The following is a 15,262-nucleotide window of genomic DNA, read 5'->3' on the forward strand; positions in this document are numbered from 1 at the left end:
CCGGAGGACGTCATGGCCCGGCGACCGCTCCCCGGCAGCCTGACCGGCGGTGCCACGCTCGCCCGTGGGCGGGAGTTCGCGCGGTCGGCCGCCTACACCGCCGCCGACGTCCTCCACCCGCTGATCACCGTCGCCCGGGGGCTGCGCGTGCTGGCCCACGGCGGGCTGCGCCGCTGCGCGCGGACCCCCAGGGACCAGCGCGTACCCGGGCTGCTGCTGGTGGCCTCCCTGATGGCCATCGTGGCCCTCGTGCCGTACGGGCCGGCGTGCGCCGCGATCGCCCTGATGCTGGCGGCGGGCTGGGCGGGGCGCGAGCGGGCGGCCGGGGACACGCACGGCGAGGACGAGGAGAACGAGCGGCTCCAGCTGCTCTACGAGTCCCTGGTCCCCTACTTCTCCATGCCGGAGGACCCCAGTCCGCTCTACGCCCACGGGGGCGACCCGCAGGAGGCGTTCCTGTCCCACGCCTTCGAGGACGGGCGGCTGGTCTCCCTCCAGCTGCGCTACCCCGCGTACTTCACCGACGGGGAGGCCGAGGCCCGGGCCAAGGTCGAGCAGCTGCTGCGGATCAAGGCCGGGCGCGGCCGTGAGTACCGCTTCGACTGGGACGAGGAGGCCAACCGTCTCACCTTGACCGTGCTGCCCGCCCTGCCGACCGACATCCTCGCCCAGCGGTTCGTGACCACGCCCGGGGAGACCGTGCTCGGCTTCACCGACGCCGACTCCGTGCAGCGGACCCTGCCGGTGGTCGACAGCGAGGGGATCCGCGACGCGCCGCCCGTCGTCTGGCGCACGGGCCGCCGCTCCACCGAGCCGCACCTGCTGGCCCTCGGCAGGCCATCGGGCGGCACCACCACCCTGCTGCGCTCGATCGTGCTCCAGGCACTCAGCCACGGTGACGTCCTGCTGATCGACGGCGGCGGCACCGGCGGCTACACCTGCTTCCCCGGCCGGGAGGGGGTGCTGGCCCTGGAGTGCTCGCCCGCGGGCGCACTCGCCACGCTGGAGTGGGCCTCGCACGAGACCGAGCGGCGGCTGATGACGGGCAATCAGGCCCGGCAGCAGGGCCGCCCCACCCCCGAGGACATCCGCCGCCCCCTGTGGATCGTCGTCGACCGGCCCACGGCACTGAGCCACCTCGCCGCGAGCGAGGGGCGCCCCGATCCCCAGGAGCTGCTGGAGGTGCCGCTGCGGCACGGCCGGGCGGCCAACGTCACGGTCGCCGTGGCCGACCACCTGGAGAACGCGGGGCTGCTCAGCGAGGCGGTGCTCGCCCACACCCGCACCCGGGTGCTCCTCGGCCCCGCCACACCCGAGCAGGTGCGCACCGCGCTCGGCGCCCCGCCGCACACCACCCCCACACCGGACGTGCCGCCCGGCCGCGGCTACGCGCGGCTGGGCTCGGGGCCCGTGCACCGGGTGCAGGTGCCGGCCACCCCGGACCCGCTCGACGAGGAGGCGGCCGAGACCGAACGGCAGGCGGTCCTGGAACTGCTGCCCCGCCCGGCCGGCCCGCTGTACGGCGCGGGCGTGGAGGCGGCACCGGAGCGGGACGCCTCCCTCCCGTACGACCAGGAGGCACCGTACGGCGGCGCGGCCCCGCCCCCCGAGGCCGACGGCGGCTTCGGGCACCAGCTCGGCGGCGGGGAGCCGCTGCCGGCTCAGGCCACGTAGGTCCGCGGGGCCTCGACGGCCGCCGTCGCGCCGCTCGCCACCAGGCGGGCGGCCTCGGCCAGCCGGCTCGCCGCCTCCTCGGCCACGGCACCGGTGACCGTGAACGGCACCCGTACGAACCCCTCGAAGGCCCCGTCGACGCCGAACCGCGGACCCGACGGCACCCGCACGCCCAGCCGCTCCCCCGCCTCGGCGATCCGCGAGCCGGACAGCCCGCCGGTGCGCACCCACAGGGTGAGCCCGCCGCGCGGGACGGCGAACTCCCAGTCGGGCAGGTGGCGCCGGAGCGAGTCGACGACGGCGTCGCGGTTCTCGCGCGTGGTGGAGCGCCGTATGGCGACGGCCGCGTCCCAGCCCTCGGTGTTCAACAGCCAGGTGACGGCGAGCTGTTCCACCACGGGCGTGCCGAGGTCGGCGTAGGCGCGGGCGGCGACGAGGCTGCGGATCACGTCCGGGGCGGCCCGGACCCAGCCGATCCGCATGCCCGCCCAGAAGGACTTGCTGGCCGATCCGACGGTGATCACGGCGTTGCCCGCCGGGTCGAAGGCGCAGACGGGCCGGGGAAGTTCGAGGTCCGGCTCCAGGGCGAGGTCCGACATCGTCTCGTCCGCGACGAGCACGGTGCCCGAGGCGCGGGCGGCCTCGACGAGCTCCCGGCGCTGCTCCTCGGAGGCCAGGGCCCCGGTGGGGTTGTGGAAGTCGGCGATGACGTAGGCCATGCGGGGCGCGGCGTCGCGCAGCACCTGCCGCCAGGCCGGCAGGTCCCAGCCGGCGAGCCCGTCGGCCATGGCCACGGGCACCAGCCGGGCCCCGGCCTCGCGCATCAGCTGAAGGACGTTGGCGTAGGAGGGGGACTCGACGGCGACGCGCTCGCCGCGCCCGGCCATGAGCCGGCAGATCGCGGCGACGGCGCCCATGGCACCGGTGGTGACCATGATCTGTTCGGGCATGGTGGGGATGCCGCGCGCGGTGTAGCGGTCGGCGATGGACTGCCGCAGCGCGGGCAGGCCCGCGGGGTAGTCGCCGTGGGTGTGCGCGTAGGGCGGCAGCTCCTCCAGCGCGCCCTGGAAGGCGCGGGTCAGCCAGGGCTCGGGGGCGGGCAGGGCGGCGCAGCCGAGGTCGATGACGGAGCCGGCGGCCTCGGGTGGCAGGGGGTCGAGGCCGCGGGTGGGCAGCGGGTTCCCGGCGGGCACGGAGGTCCAGCTCCCGGCGCCGCGCCGGGACTCCAGGAACCCTTCGCCGCGCAGCGCCTCGTAGGCGGCGGCGACGGTGGTGCGGCTGACAGAGAGGGCGGCCGCGAGCTCGCGCTCGGCGGGCAGCCGGGCGGCCACCGGGACCCGGCCCTCCAGGACGAGCAGCCGGATGCCGTCCGCGAGGGAGCGGTAGGCGGGGGCGCGGCGCCCGCCGATCAGCGTCACGACGCCCTGGCCGTCACGCTCGTGCTGCGACCCGAGGAGATGCGCGAGCTTCTGCGCACCCACGGAAGAGGTCCACTGACTCATCCGACCGGTCCACCTTTCCGGGATTGGCCCTGGATCTTCGTTCGATCCAGTCCACAGACTGTCATGCGGCAGGCCACTCGCACCACTGGCCCTGCCATTTCGTTGTCGTGTCGATCACTCGGAGGATCCTGTGTCCGCATCAGGGGGACTGCTCCTGGCCCGCCGTCTGCTCATGCTCTACGGCGGGCTCGTGCTGTACGGCGTGAGCGCGGGGCTGCAGGTGCGGGCGGGGCTCGGGCTCGCGCCGTGGGATGTCCTGAACCAGGGGGTCGCCCGGCACGCGGGCATCTCGATCGGCGCCGCCTCGATCGCGATCGGCGCGCTGGTGCTGCTGCTATGGATCCCGCTCCGGCAGCGGCCGGGGCTCGGCACGGTCTCGAACGTGCTGATGATCGGTGTGTCGATGGACGCGACGCTGTCCCTCACTCCCACGCCGGCGTCGCTGTGGGCGCGGATCCCGCTGCTGGCCTTCGCGGTGGTGCTCTGCTCGATGGCGACCGGGCTCTACATCTCGGCGCGCTTCGGCCCGGGTCCGCGCGACGGGCTGATGACCGGTCTGCACCGGCGCACGGGCCGCTCGGTGCGGCTCGTGCGGACCTGCATCGAGGTCGTCGTGCTGGCGACGGGCTTCCTGCTCGGCGGGTCGGCGGGCGCGGGCACGGTGCTCTTCGCGCTGACGATCGGTCCGCTGTCGCAGTTCTTCCTGCGCTTCTTCGCCCCGGCCGGGGCGGCCCCGGCGGCGGAGGCCGTGGCCGGGACCGTGCGGGTCGCTTCGGGCGGCCCGACGCCGTCCGGGCCGGTGGCGGCGCGCGAAGTTCCGGACCTGGTTTAGGCCCGGGAGACGCGGGCCGGTAGTGTACGCCTTCGACCCACCGGACGGACCGTTACTGCGCGCTAAAGCGACAGAAACGCAGGGTGACATCCGTTGCCAGATGTGACAAAACGGGCGTTGGTGGGTACAACAAGGGGCGGCACGACGGGCGACGCATGTCCCTCAACGGGAATCTTCACCGCCGACCGGACGTTGACCGGATGACGACGACAGCGACACCTGTCCTGTGGGCGACCAAGCCCGGGAGGCACGATTCATGAGTGAGCGAGCTCTCCGCGGCACGCGACTTGTGGTTACCAGCTACGAGACCGACCGCGGCATCGATCTGGCCCCGCGCCAGGCGGTGGAGTACGCATGCCCGAACGGGCATCGATTTGAGATGCCGTTTTCGGTAGAGGCGGAGATTCCGCCGGAGTGGGAGTGCAAGGCGTGCGGCGCCGTGGCACTCCTGGTGGACGGCGATGGTCCTGAGGAGAAGAAGGGCAAGCCCGCGCGTACGCACTGGGACATGCTCATGGAGCGGCGGACCCGCGAGGAGCTCGAGGAGGTGCTGGCCGAGCGGCTGGCCGTCCTTCGCTCCGGTGCCATGAACATCGCAGTGCACCCGCGGGACAACCGCAAGTCCGCCTGACGGCGGCATAGCAGCATCACACTGCACCACACAAAGGGCCCGGGCCACTGCATTCAGGCAGTGGCCCGGGCCCTTTGTGCGCATCCCCGGGGCTCCACGGCAGCGGAGCCCCGGCGGCTCAGCGCGGCAGCTGCGGTCCGCCCTCACGCGGAGCACGCGGCGGCTCGTCCTCCCGGACGACCTCGCCCTGGACGACCTTGCCGTCCGGCACGTGCATGCGCGCCTGCTGGAAGGCGTCCCCGAAGGTCCCCGGTGCGGCGGGCCGCGCCAGCCGCTTCTCGAAGCGCTTGCGCAGCAGTGCCCGTGTGGGCGGGAAGAGGCACAGCAGCCCCGCCACGTCCGACAGCAGCCCCGGCAGGATGATCAGCAGCCCGCCGAGCATCGTGAGGCCGTTGCCGCCGCTCTCGGGGGCGGGGCCGGCCACCGCTCCCCCGGGCTGGAGGGTCACCGTCAGCCGCTGCCAGGCCCGCCGCCCGGCCCGCTTGATCACATACGAGCCGAGGACCACGCCACCGGCCAGCAGGACGAAGACCGTGAGGCCCCCGGCGGCCCCGGCCACCCATATCAGCAGCCAGATCTCCAGCACGGCCCACACCGCCACCCCCAGCGGGATGAGCTTGCGGGCGCGGCTCCTGCGCGGCGGTCGGCCTTCGGGGGTCTGCTGTGCTCCGAACGTCATGCCTCAAGTGTGCCTGGACGGCCGCCGTACGGGGCGGGCCGGGGTCAGCGGCGGCCCAGGACCTTGCCGACCCGGGAGCCGACGCCCCAGGAGGTGACCCGCCACAGGGCCTCGGCGACGATGTCGCGGCTCATCTTGCTGTCGCCGAGCTCCCGCTCGACGAAGGTGATGGGAACCTCCACCACGTGGAACCCGGCCTTGACGGCACGCCAGGCCAGGTCGACCTGGAAGCAGTAGCCCTGCGAGGCGACGTCCTCCATGCCCAGCCCCTCCAGCGTCTCCCGGCGGAAGGCGCGGAAGCCGCCGGTGACGTCGCGCAGCGGCACGTCCAGCAGCAGCCGGGAGTAGGTCGAGCCGCCGCGGGAGAGGAACTCGCGGGACTTCGGCCAGTTCACGACCCGGCCGCCGGGCACCCAGCGGGAGCCGAGCACCAGGTCGGAGCTCTTGAGGGCGGTGAGCAGCCGGGGCAGCTCCTCGGGCTGGTGGGAGCCGTCGGCGTCCATCTCCACCAGGACGCCGTAGCCGTTGTCCAGGCCCCAGCGGAAGCCCGCGAGATAGGCGGCGCCGAGGCCCTCCTTGCCCTCCCGGTGCAGGACCTTGACCTGGTCGTCGTCGGCCGCGAGCTCATCGGCCAGCTTGCCGGTGCCGTCGGGGCTGTTGTCGTCCGCGACGAGGACGTGCGCCTGCGGCACCGCCGCCCGCACCCGGCCGACGATGGACTTGATGTTCTCCGCCTCGTTGTAGGTCGGAATGATCACCAAGGCCGTGCCGAGCGGACCGTATTTCCGCTGCCCACCGTCGTTCACTGCTGGCCCTTCTTTCGAAGCTTCTCCGTACGTCCCCGACGGCCGGTCAGGAGTGCGGCCGCACAGGAGAGAACGCCCACCATAGCGAGCGCCCATTCGGGCGCCGCACCCACGCGGTCCGCGACGGTGGTGCCGTCCCGCAGGGGAATCCGGGCACTGATGACATCCCGGGTGAATTCCTCGCTCCGCTGGAGCACCTTGCCGTCCGGGGCGACCACGGCGCTGATGCCGCTGGTGGCCGCGGTGACCACCGCGCGGCCGTGCTCGACGGCCCGCAGCCGGGACATGGCCAGCTGCTGCTCGGGCTGGCCGGTGCGGCCGTAGGTGGCGTTGTTGGTCTGCACGACGAGGGCGCGGGCACCGGCCTTGACGGTGTCGCGGACGATCTCGTCGTAGGCGACCTCGAAGCAGATCACGTCGCCGAGCCGGGCCGGGCCGATCTGCATCACGCCGGTGTGGTCGCCGGGGTAGAAGTCGCGCTGGACGCGCTGGAGGCGAGTGATGATCTTGCTGAGCTCCGCGCGGAACGGCACGTACTCCCCGAAGGGCACGGGGTGCTGCTTGGCGTAGGAGGCGCCCGGGCCGGTCTTGGGGTCCCAGACGATGCCCTTGTTGTCGATGTAGCCGCTGCTGCCCGGGTGGTCGACCAGGGCACCGACGAGGACCGGCACGCCGACGGCCTTGACGGCCTCCTCGATGCGGTCGTACGCCTGCGGATACTGGAAGGGGTCGAGGTCGGAGGAGTTCTCCGGCCAGATCACCAGGTCCGGCTTCTCCCTCCGCCCCTCCTTGATGTCGCGGGCCAGCTGGAGGGTCGCGTCGACGTGGTTGTCGAGGATCATCATCGGGCGGCCGAGGAAGTCGATGCCGGGGCGCTGCACATTGCCCTGGACCAGGGCGACCTTCACCGTGTCGGCGGCGCCCGTGGGGACGGGCACGGCGTACCCGCAGACGCCGATCGCCGCGGCGAGCGCGACGGCCTCGACGCCCGGCAGGGCGGCGCGGACCGTACGGGCCCCGCGGCGCAGCCGCCAGGCGGTGACGGCCCCGTACGCCAGGAGACCGCTGGCCAGGGCCACGGCGAAGGTCACCTGGGGGGCGCCGCCGAGGGCGGCGAGCGGGGTGAACGGCGAGGCGGTGTTGGCGAAGGCCAGCCGCCCCCAGGGGAAGCCGCCGAACGGCAGCCGGTCGCGGGCCAGCTCCTCGGTGACCCACAGGCACGCCCCCCACAGCGGCCACGCGGGCAGCCGGGAGACGCGGGCCAGGCAGGCGCCGAGCGCGGCGATGAACAGCGCCTCGACGAAGGAGAGCCCGACCACCGCGTCATAGCCGACGACGCGCAGCCAGCGCAGCAGGACGAAGAAGAAGGGCAGCGCGAAGGCGAAGCCGGTCCAGGCGCCCTGGCGGGCGGTGCGCCCCCGGGTCAGCAGGGCCAGCGCGGCGACGGCCACGACCGACAGCGGCCACAGGTCGTACGGCGGGAAGGCCACGGCGAGCGCGAGGCCGGAGAGCACGGCGAGGCCCGTGCGGGGCGCCTCACGGCGGGCGAGGCGGCGCAGGCGGGTGAGCCGGCCGGGGCGCGGCCCGGCGGGGGCGGACTCGGCCTCCGCCCGCGGCGCGGGCACCGGTTCGGTGAGGTCGGCGGCGCGGCTCTCGCCATCCGCGGTGGTTTCGGGACCCGGGGGCACGGTCGCGCCTTCCTGCCAGCTGAGCGGTGATGTGCCGACGGTACCCCGCGCGGGGCGCACCCCGGATCCTGGGCTGTGGAAAACGCGCTGCGCGCGCGAGGTCCTGCCGCCGGACTCCCGTCGTCCGCCCGGAAGGCGGGCCTCGCGGCGTCAGGTGCGTGCTCTCGGCGTGCCGGGCGCAGTCCCTCGTACTGGGCGTACCCGGGCCTGTGCCCGGTGCGGCGAGAGGGCGTGCATGGCGTCGCGAGGCAGGCGGGAGTCCGGCGGCAGGACCTCGCGGCGAATGGGGGCCCGGCGTCCTTCGGGCCGGCCCGGGAACCGCTGGCTGCGGGTCGGCCGAGACCGTTGTCTACTGAACGTCCGGGCCCCACCCGGGTCGCACCTGCCGGCCGGCGGAACCGTCCCTCGCCCCCGTGCGCTGGAACCTGGCTGCCAGTGGCGGTGTGCCGGTCCGGCGCACCACCCCATGGCCCAGCGGCGTTCGACGACTGTGTGGAGATTCACCGGCCGGACGTCCGTGGTGGACTCCGCCGAACCTACCCGCCGCCGCCCACACCCTGTCAACACCTCTCCGACCTGCGTGGATGCCTCAAATCAGCAGGTCAGTACGGCGAATGATCACGTGCGGCGACAGGCCGACGGCACGTCGTTCGGCGGTACGCCACGCCGCCCTCATCACTCGTTCGGACGCCCGGGGGCCGCGTGGACGGTGTGGCCGCCGACGACGGTGCGCAGACAAGTGGGCAGGGGGCCGCCGGGGGTGAGGTCGGGCAGTCCGGGCGTGCCGGAGCGGGGGTCGGTGGACCAGCTGGCGACCCGCTCGTCCGGCACCTGGACGACGAGGTCCCCGGCCTCCCAGACCGCGTAGTCGGCGGGTGCGCCCGGCACCAGGACGCCGGCGTCGTCGCGGCCGACGGCCCGCCAGCCGCCGCGGGTGTGCGCGGTGAAGGCGGCGCGGACGGAGATCCGGTGCTCGGGGGTGCGGTGGAAGGCGGCCGCGCGGACGGTGCCCCAGGGGTCGAGCGGGGTGACGGGGCTGTCGGAGCCGAGGGCGAGCGGGACGCCGGCGCGCAGCAGGGCGGCGTACGGATTGAGGGTGCGGGCCCGCTCCGCGCCCAGGCGCTGCGCGTACATCGCGTCGTCGCCGCCCCAGGCGGCGTCGAAGGCCGGCTGCACGGAGGCGGTGAGGGCGAATTCGGCGAAGGCGGCGATGTGTTCGGGGGTGAGCATCTCGGCGTGCTCGACGCGGTGCCGGGCGGCGCGGACGGCGGCGAGGCCGAGCTTGTCGGCGGCGGCGCGGACGCCCGCGACCACGGTGGTCAGGGCGGCGTCGCCGATGGCGTGGAAGCCCGCCTGGATGCCCGCCTCGGTGCAGGCGATGACATGGGCGGTGACGGTGGCGGCGTCGAGGTGGGCGGTGCCGGTGTGGGCGGCATGCGGGCCGTCGGCGTACGGCTGGTGGAGGCAGGCGGTGTGCGAGCCGAGAGAGCCGTCCACGAAGAGGTCACCGGCCGCGCCGAGCGCGCCGAGTTCGCGAATGCGACCGGCTTCGCCCGCCGAGGTGAGGGCCTCGGCCCAGTAGCCGACGACGCGCGGGCCGGGGCGGCGGGCGGCGAGGGCGAGCAGGCCGGTGAAGTCGTCCTCGCCGGAGATCAGCGGCCCGCCGCACTCGTGCAGGGAGCCGATGCCGAGGGCGGCGGCGCGGTCGAGCGTCGCGGTCTGGGCCTCGGCGCGCTGGGCGGCGGTGACGCTGCCGTGCGCGACGGCGCGCGCGGCGTGGTGGGCGGCGCCGGTCAGCGGGGCGTCGGCCTGGGGGCCGCGCAGTTCGGGGATGAGGTCGAGGAGGGCTGTGGTGATGACGGCGGAGTGCACGTCGACCCGGGTGAGGTAGAGCGGGCGGCCGCCGGTGGCCTCGTCCAGCTCGCGGCGGGACGGCGGCCGGCGCTCGGGCCAGACACTGGCGTCCCAGCCGTGTCCGAGGAGCACCCGGTCGGCGGGCCGGGCGGCCGCGTGGGCGCGCACCTTCTCCAGCGCCTCGGCCAGGGTGCGGGTCCCGGTGAGGTCGAGTCCAGTGAGGGTGAGGCCGGTCGAGGTGGTGTGCACGTGTGCGTCGGTGAACGCCGGGGTGACCAGCGCGCCTTCGAGGTCGACGACCTCGTCCACCCCGTCGGCGAAGGAGTCGGCGGCCCCTTCGGAACCGACCCAGGCGACGCTCCCCCGCTCCACGACCATGGCGGTCGCGAAGGGGTCGGCGGGGCTGTGCACCGTGCCGCGGCGCAGCAGCACGGTGCGGGGGTTCTTGCCGGTCGTGTCGGGGCGGTCGCTCATGGGGGTCAGTCTGTCACCCACCGGGGCGCCGCCCCCCGAGGGGTTCGCGAGCGGGCGTCATCCCACCCTGGGCGGCCTCGCTTCGTACGGCGTCGACAGGACGATCGTCGTGCGGGTCGACACCCCGGCCAGGGAGCGGATGCGCGCCAGCAGGTGCTCCAGCTCCAGGGGGGTGGCGACGCGCACCTTGAGGATGTAGTTCTCCTCGCCCGCGACGCTGTGGCAGGCCTCGATCTCGGGGATCTCGGCGAGCCGGTCGGCGATGTCGTCCGGGGCGCTGGGGTCGAACGGCTTCACCGAGATGAACGCGGTCAGCGGCAGCCCGACGGCCTCGGGGTCCACCACGGCCGCGTAGCCGCGGATGACACCGCGCTGTTCGAGCCGGCGCACACGCTGGTGCACCGCCGAGGTCGACAGGCCCGTGGCCTTCCCCAGGTCGGTGTAGCTCATCCGCCCGTCCTTGACGAGCAGTTCCACGATTTCTCTGTCCAGCTCCTCCACGCGGATCAACCTACTGGGTGGGAGCCGACCCGGCACACTCGACGGCCCGACCGCCCGCGCAGAGCATGTGACGAACAACACACCTATGCACCCGTGTCCTGCCGGGTGCCGCGATTACCCGACTCGCGGCGCGGGAAGTGCTTGCTGTGGCCGAGGCCGAGGCACGTGCCCGGCCGGCTGATCCGAGGGGGAGAAAGACTATGCCCAGCCTGGAACGCCTCGACGAGGGTGACGGCAGCAGCCCGTACGAGACGTATGAGATTCCCGCCATGTTCCGGGTGACGTGCCCGGACTGCGCGCGCCCGATCGCTCTGCTCGCGGACGAGGACATGCTCCCCGAGCATGCCCTGTGCCCGTCGCCGTGGAACCCCTTCGGGCTCACGGTCTGCCCGGGCTCCGGCCGCGGCGTGGGGAGCGCCGCGCCCGCCGACGAGTCGCAGGGCACCCAGGAGTTCGACGCGGCGCTGATGCTGACGCTGCCGGAGAGCCTGGACTGGCGCACCCAGCCCTTCTCGCACATCGGCGGCCCCGGCTCGCGCCCGGTGCGCGTCCCGGAGATGCGGCGCCGGTCCCGGTGACGCCCGGGGGCGCCTCTCCCGGGCGCCCTCCGTTCCGGCGCGACGACCGCGTTCATACCGGCATCGTCCCGCCGCACCGCCCCGGACGTACACCGTCCGCACCATCGTCACCCGCACGGGTCGGGAGCCGCCCGCCCCGGCCCTGTACGAAAGTGAACCGCGTGGCTCAGCGGGACTCGGGTCCCGCCAGGTGACGGGCGATGACCAGCCGCTGGATCTGGTTGGTGCCCTCGACGATCTGGAGCATCTTGGCCTCGCGCATGTAGCGCTCCGCGGGGAAGTCCGCGGTGTAGCCGTAGCCGCCGAGGAGTTGCACGGCGTCGGTGGTCACGCGCATCGCGGCGTCGGTGCAGAAGAGCTTGGCCATGGCCGCCTGCTTGGAGAACGGCAGGCCCGCGTCGCGCAGGCGCGCCGCGGCGAGGTAGAGGGCACGGCCCGCCTCGATCTGGGTGGCCATGTCGGCGAGCATGAAGCGCAGGCCCTGGAAGTCCACGAGGGGGCGCCCGAACTGCTGCCGCTCGGCGAGGAAGGACAGCGCCTCGTCCAGCGCCGCCTGGGCGATGCCGATGGCACAGGCCGAGATGCCGAGCCGGCCGGAGTCGAGGGCGGACAGCGCGATCGCGAAGCCCTGCCCCTCCTCCCCGATGCGCCGCGCGTCGGGGACCCGCACGCCGTCGAAGTGGATCTGGGCGGTGGGCGAGCCCTTCATGCCCATCTTCCGCTCGGGCGGCGCCGCCGTCAGACCGGGCGCGTCCCCCGGCACGAGGAACGCGGTGATGCCGTGGGCACCCTCACCGCCCGTGCGGGCCAGGACGGTGTAGAAGTCCGCGATGCCGCCGTGGGTGATCCACGCCTTGGTGCCCTCCAGCGTCCAGGTGTCGCCGTCGCGCGTGGCGCGGGTGCGCAGTGACGCGGCGTCGGATCCCGCGGAGGGCTCGGAGAGGCAGTAGGCACCGAGCAGTCCGCCGCCGAGCATCGCGGGCAGGTGCTCGGCCTGCTGCTCCTTGCTGCCGTAGCCGGCGAGTGCGTGGCAGGCGAGGCTGTGCACGCTGACGCCGAGGCCCACCGTGAGCCGGGCGGCGGCGAGTTCCTCCAGGACCTGGAGGTAGACCTCGTACGGCTGGTCGCCGCCGCCGAACTCCTCGGCGTAGGGCAGCGCGAGCAGTCCTGAGGTGGAGAGCAGGCGGAAGACCTCGCGCGGGAAGCGCCCGGCGTCCTCCTCCTCGGCCGCGTGGGGCTCGATCTCCCGCTGCACCAGATCACGTACGAGCGCGATCAGATCGCGGGCCTCTTCGGTGGGCAGTTGACGCTCCACCGGCTGCGGGCCGTGGTCGGTCATGGCGGCGCTCTCCTCCCTGTCGGGCGCTGCGGCGACGGGAGCGCAAGGGTGTGTTTCCCGCCGTCCGTGGTGCCCAGCCCATGGTCCCCCGCCGGGTCGCGGCACCGGGTGACCTGCGGCTGTGGCGGGTTGGAGTATGCCCGATCGGCGGCCGGACGTCACGGGTTGACAAATCCGATGGGAGCACCGGACGGGATTGGTCCAAACCATTGACCGTACTGGTCTAGTCCTTCTACGGTTTGCGCACTGTTCACCGCGTTCATGCCAACGCATTCACGCCAACGTGTGAACGCGTGCGCGTCACCCCCCCAGCTCTCCCCACCCACCGAGGAGAACCATGTACGGACCGCACCAGAACGCCCCCCGCCGCCGCGCCCGCACGCTGCTCGCGGCCTTCGCCGCCGCCGGAGCGATGCTCGCCTCCACGCTGTTCACCGGCACGGCGGGCGCGGCCGTCGCCGACAGCGGCGGCACCGGCACCGGCGATGCCTCCGCCGGGCACCGGGTCGTCGGCTACTTCACCGACTGGGGCGTCTACGGCCGCAATTACCACGTGAAGAACATCGAGACCTCCGGCTCGGCGGCCAAGCTCACCCACATCAACTACGCCTTCGGCAACGTCACCGGCGGCAAGTGCGCGGTCGGCGACTCCTACGCCGACTACGACCGGGCCTACGACGCGGCCGGCAGCGTCGACGGCCAGGCCGACACCTGGGACAACGGCGCCCTGCGCGGCAACTTCAACCAGCTGCGCAAGCTCAAGAAGCTCCACCCGGACCTCAAGGTCATCTGGTCCTTCGGCGGCTGGACCTGGTCCGGCGGCTTCGGTGACGCCGCGAAGGACCCCGCCGCGTTCGCCGACTCCTGTTACAACCTCGTCAAGGACCCGCGCTGGGCCGATGTCTTCGACGGCATCGACATCGACTGGGAATACCCCAACGCCTGCGGCCTGACCTGCGACACCAGCGGCCGGGACGCCTTCCGTGACGTGATGGCGGCGCTGCGCACCCGGTTCGGCGGCAACAACCTGGTCACCGCGGCGATCACGGCCGACGGCTCGGCGGGCGGCAAGCTGGAGGCCGCCGACTACGCGGGCGCGGCGCGCTACGTCGACTGGTACAACCCCATGACCTACGACTTCTTCGGCGCCTGGGACGCCAAGGGCCCCACGGCCCCGCACTCCCCGCTGACCTCGTACGACGGCATCCCCAAGGCCGGGTTCGACACCGACAGCGCGATCAGCAAGCTCCTCTCCATGGGCGTGCCGCCGTCGAAGCTCCTGCTGGGCATCGGCTTCTACGGCCGGGGCTGGACGGGCGTGACGCCGACCGCGGTGCCGGGCGGCACCGCGACCGGGCCCGCCGCGGGCACGTACGAGCAGGGCATCGACGACTACAAGGTCCTCAAGTCCAAGTGCCCGGCCACGGGCACCGTCGCCGGGACCGCCTACGCCACCTGCGGCAACGACTGGTGGAGCTACGACACTCCCGCCACGATCGCCGGGAAGATGGCGTACAAGGACCAGCGGGCCCTGGGCGGGACGTTCTTCTGGGAGCTGAGCGGTGACACCGCGGACGGTGAGCTGATCAAGGCGATCAACTGACCTGACAGCGCTGCCGGTCCCGCGGCCCGCGGGACCGGCAGGCTTTCTATTCGGGCTGTTCGGGCGCCCCCTCCACGAAGAGGAGGCGGCGCTTCAGTGCCTTCTTCGCGATCTCGCGGGCCTCGGCGTACTCCGGGGACGCGTACCACCCCTTGAGCCGCTCCATGTCGGGGAACTCCGCGATGATCAGCCGGCGCCCGGCGGACCACTCGCCCTCGGCGGCCTCGACGCCCGCGCCGCGGACGACGTATCGGCCGCCGTGCGCGCTGATGGCGGCGGAGGCCAAGGTGCGGTAGGTGGCGGTCAGTTCCTCGTCCAGCACTTCGGCCTCGGAGATCACATAAGCAGTCATGCGCGCCATGGTGCCAGCCACACCGGCCGGACCCCGCGCGGGGGCGGCGCCGGGGCGCCGGCCCCGGCTCACAGCTCCTTCCGCAGCGGCGCCGGGCAGGCCGGCTCGAAGTCCTCGATCGCGCGGAGGGTGTCGCCCAGGCCGCGTACGAGCAGGGAGCGCACCGTCTCGCGCGGGAGCTCCTGGGTGCGCAGCCAGTCCAGGGTGACGCCCTCGACACTGGAGAACCAGCCGATCAGCGCGGTGCGGGCGATCACGGGGAGGTCCCTGCGGCCCCAGGCGCCCTCGGCGATCGCGGTCAGCAGCCGCTCGCGGACGCCGTCGCGCAGGGCCAGGACCTCCTCGTCGGACCCGACCCCGCCCGTGACGACCGCGCGGTACGCGGCCTGGTGGTGCTGCGCGTAGCGGAGGTAGCCGTCGATGGTGTGGCTGACGCGGTCGGCGGGCGGCAGGTCGTGGGTGGCGGCCGCGCGCAGGACGAGCTCGGCGACGGAGTCCTCGATGATGGCGAGGTAATAGCCGCGCTTGTTCTTGAAGTAGTAGTAGATCAAGCCCTTGGCGACGCCCGCCTGGCGCGCGATGTCGTCCATCGACAGGGCGTCGTAGGACGTGTCGGCGAACAACTTCCGCCCGATCGCGATGAGTTCGGCTCTTCTTGCCTGGGAGCGGTCGGTCCCAGCCTGTTGACTATTATTCAAATTCGGCCCTAGTCTCCCGTCACCGGACGTCCGCGAGTATGGCAGAAGCCA

Annotated in this window: 14 protein-coding genes; 5 read left to right on the forward strand and 9 right to left on the reverse strand. The window is 73.5% G+C overall.

Features of this window, described 5'->3' with window-relative positions:
- Positions 1-12 precede the first annotated feature (12 nt).
- Positions 13-1,674 (forward strand): hypothetical protein, encoded by a 1,662-nt coding sequence (locus ACFY1P_RS30460; protein ID WP_390752451.1) that lies wholly within the window; start codon positions 13-15, stop codon positions 1,672-1,674.
- Here the strand turns inward: ACFY1P_RS30460 and ACFY1P_RS30465 are convergent.
- Positions 1,662-3,176, reverse strand: coding sequence for a PLP-dependent aminotransferase family protein (locus tag ACFY1P_RS30465; protein ID WP_361527358.1), 1,515 nt, complete (start codon positions 3,174-3,176; stop codon positions 1,662-1,664). The two genes, ACFY1P_RS30460 and ACFY1P_RS30465, sit on opposite strands and share 13 nt — an antisense overlap.
- Before the next feature lie 172 nt (positions 3,177-3,348).
- Between ACFY1P_RS30465 and ACFY1P_RS30470 the strand changes: the two genes are divergently transcribed.
- The gene (locus ACFY1P_RS30470) at positions 3,349-4,008 is read left to right on the forward strand and encodes a hypothetical protein (RefSeq protein WP_361527370.1); all 660 of its coding nucleotides are present in this window, start codon (positions 3,349-3,351) and stop codon (positions 4,006-4,008) included.
- Positions 4,009-4,264: 256 nt separating this feature from the next.
- Positions 4,265-4,639, forward strand: coding sequence for an RNA polymerase-binding protein RbpA (locus ACFY1P_RS30475; protein WP_087929069.1), 375 nt, complete (start codon positions 4,265-4,267; stop codon positions 4,637-4,639).
- Positions 4,640-4,757: 118 nt separating this feature from the next.
- On the opposite strand, the gene fxsA is transcribed toward ACFY1P_RS30475, so the two are convergent.
- The 5 genes from fxsA to ACFY1P_RS30500 form a co-directional block, all read right to left on the reverse strand.
- Positions 4,758-5,318, reverse strand: a complete 561-nt coding sequence (gene fxsA, locus ACFY1P_RS30480) for an FxsA family membrane protein (RefSeq protein WP_361527360.1) — start codon at positions 5,316-5,318, stop codon at positions 4,758-4,760.
- Positions 5,319-5,362: 44 nt separating this feature from the next.
- Positions 5,363-6,124, reverse strand: coding sequence for a polyprenol monophosphomannose synthase (locus tag ACFY1P_RS30485; protein ID WP_361527362.1), 762 nt, complete (start codon positions 6,122-6,124; stop codon positions 5,363-5,365).
- Complete coding sequence (lnt, locus tag ACFY1P_RS30490) at positions 6,121-7,812, reverse strand: apolipoprotein N-acyltransferase (RefSeq protein ID WP_390752452.1); 1,692 nt, start codon at positions 7,810-7,812, stop codon at positions 6,121-6,123. Before lnt ends, ACFY1P_RS30485 begins: the two co-directional genes overlap by 4 nt.
- Before the next feature lie 675 nt (positions 7,813-8,487).
- A complete protein-coding gene (locus ACFY1P_RS30495; RefSeq protein ID WP_390752453.1) occupies positions 8,488-10,140 on the reverse strand; it encodes an amidohydrolase in 1,653 nt (550 codons plus the stop codon).
- A gap of 57 nt (positions 10,141-10,197) precedes the next feature.
- Positions 10,198-10,641: an Lrp/AsnC family transcriptional regulator gene (locus tag ACFY1P_RS30500; RefSeq protein WP_361530562.1), complete on the reverse strand. Its 444-nt coding sequence runs from the start codon at positions 10,639-10,641 to the stop codon at positions 10,198-10,200.
- A gap of 200 nt (positions 10,642-10,841) precedes the next feature.
- Here ACFY1P_RS30500 and ACFY1P_RS30505 point away from each other — a divergent pair, with 200 nt between their 5' ends.
- A complete protein-coding gene (locus ACFY1P_RS30505; RefSeq protein ID WP_361530565.1) occupies positions 10,842-11,219 on the forward strand; it encodes a hypothetical protein in 378 nt (125 codons plus the stop codon).
- 166 nt (positions 11,220-11,385) lie between these two features.
- Here ACFY1P_RS30505 and ACFY1P_RS30510 read toward each other — a convergent pair whose 3' ends face one another.
- The gene (locus tag ACFY1P_RS30510; RefSeq protein ID WP_361530568.1) at positions 11,386-12,558 is read right to left on the reverse strand and encodes an acyl-CoA dehydrogenase family protein; all 1,173 of its coding nucleotides are present in this window, start codon (positions 12,556-12,558) and stop codon (positions 11,386-11,388) included.
- 337 nt (positions 12,559-12,895) lie between these two features.
- Here ACFY1P_RS30510 and ACFY1P_RS30515 point away from each other — a divergent pair, with 337 nt between their 5' ends.
- Positions 12,896-14,161, forward strand: a complete 1,266-nt coding sequence (locus tag ACFY1P_RS30515) for a glycoside hydrolase family 18 protein (RefSeq protein ID WP_390752454.1) — start codon at positions 12,896-12,898, stop codon at positions 14,159-14,161.
- A 46-nt stretch (positions 14,162-14,207) separates the two neighbouring features.
- Here ACFY1P_RS30515 and ACFY1P_RS30520 read toward each other — a convergent pair whose 3' ends face one another.
- Positions 14,208-14,513 carry a DUF1330 domain-containing protein gene (locus tag ACFY1P_RS30520; RefSeq protein WP_390752455.1) on the reverse strand — a complete coding sequence of 102 codons (306 nt, stop codon included), beginning with the start codon at positions 14,511-14,513 and terminating at the stop codon, positions 14,208-14,210.
- 68 nt (positions 14,514-14,581) lie between these two features.
- Positions 14,582-15,211 carry a TetR/AcrR family transcriptional regulator gene (locus tag ACFY1P_RS30525; protein ID WP_361530577.1) on the reverse strand — a complete coding sequence of 210 codons (630 nt, stop codon included), beginning with the start codon at positions 15,209-15,211 and terminating at the stop codon, positions 14,582-14,584.
- Positions 15,212-15,262 lie beyond the last annotated feature (51 nt).

It is taken from the genome of Streptomyces sp. NPDC001407, from assembly GCF_042895325.1.
GTDB lineage: Bacteria > Actinomycetota > Actinomycetes > Streptomycetales > Streptomycetaceae > Streptomyces.

Excerpts from the sequence above, each read along its gene's own strand:
- ACFY1P_RS30460 (WP_390752451.1), top strand. The coding sequence starts at position 13 with ATGGCCCGGCGACCGCTCCCCGGCAGCCTGACCGGCGGTGCCACGCTC.
- ACFY1P_RS30465 (WP_361527358.1), bottom strand. The coding sequence starts at position 3,176 with ATGAGTCAGTGGACCTCTTCCGTGGGTGCGCAGAAGCTCGCGCATCTC.
- ACFY1P_RS30470 (WP_361527370.1), top strand. The coding sequence starts at position 3,349 with ATGCTCTACGGCGGGCTCGTGCTGTACGGCGTGAGCGCGGGGCTGCAG.
- ACFY1P_RS30475 (WP_087929069.1), top strand. The coding sequence starts at position 4,265 with ATGAGTGAGCGAGCTCTCCGCGGCACGCGACTTGTGGTTACCAGCTAC.
- fxsA (WP_361527360.1), bottom strand. The coding sequence starts at position 5,318 with ATGACGTTCGGAGCACAGCAGACCCCCGAAGGCCGACCGCCGCGCAGG.
- ACFY1P_RS30495 (WP_390752453.1), bottom strand. The coding sequence starts at position 10,140 with ATGAGCGACCGCCCCGACACGACCGGCAAGAACCCCCGCACCGTGCTG.
- ACFY1P_RS30505 (WP_361530565.1), top strand. The coding sequence starts at position 10,842 with ATGCCCAGCCTGGAACGCCTCGACGAGGGTGACGGCAGCAGCCCGTAC.
- ACFY1P_RS30510 (WP_361530568.1), bottom strand. The coding sequence starts at position 12,558 with ATGACCGACCACGGCCCGCAGCCGGTGGAGCGTCAACTGCCCACCGAA.
- ACFY1P_RS30515 (WP_390752454.1), top strand. The coding sequence starts at position 12,896 with ATGTACGGACCGCACCAGAACGCCCCCCGCCGCCGCGCCCGCACGCTG.
- ACFY1P_RS30520 (WP_390752455.1), bottom strand. The coding sequence starts at position 14,513 with ATGACTGCTTATGTGATCTCCGAGGCCGAAGTGCTGGACGAGGAACTG.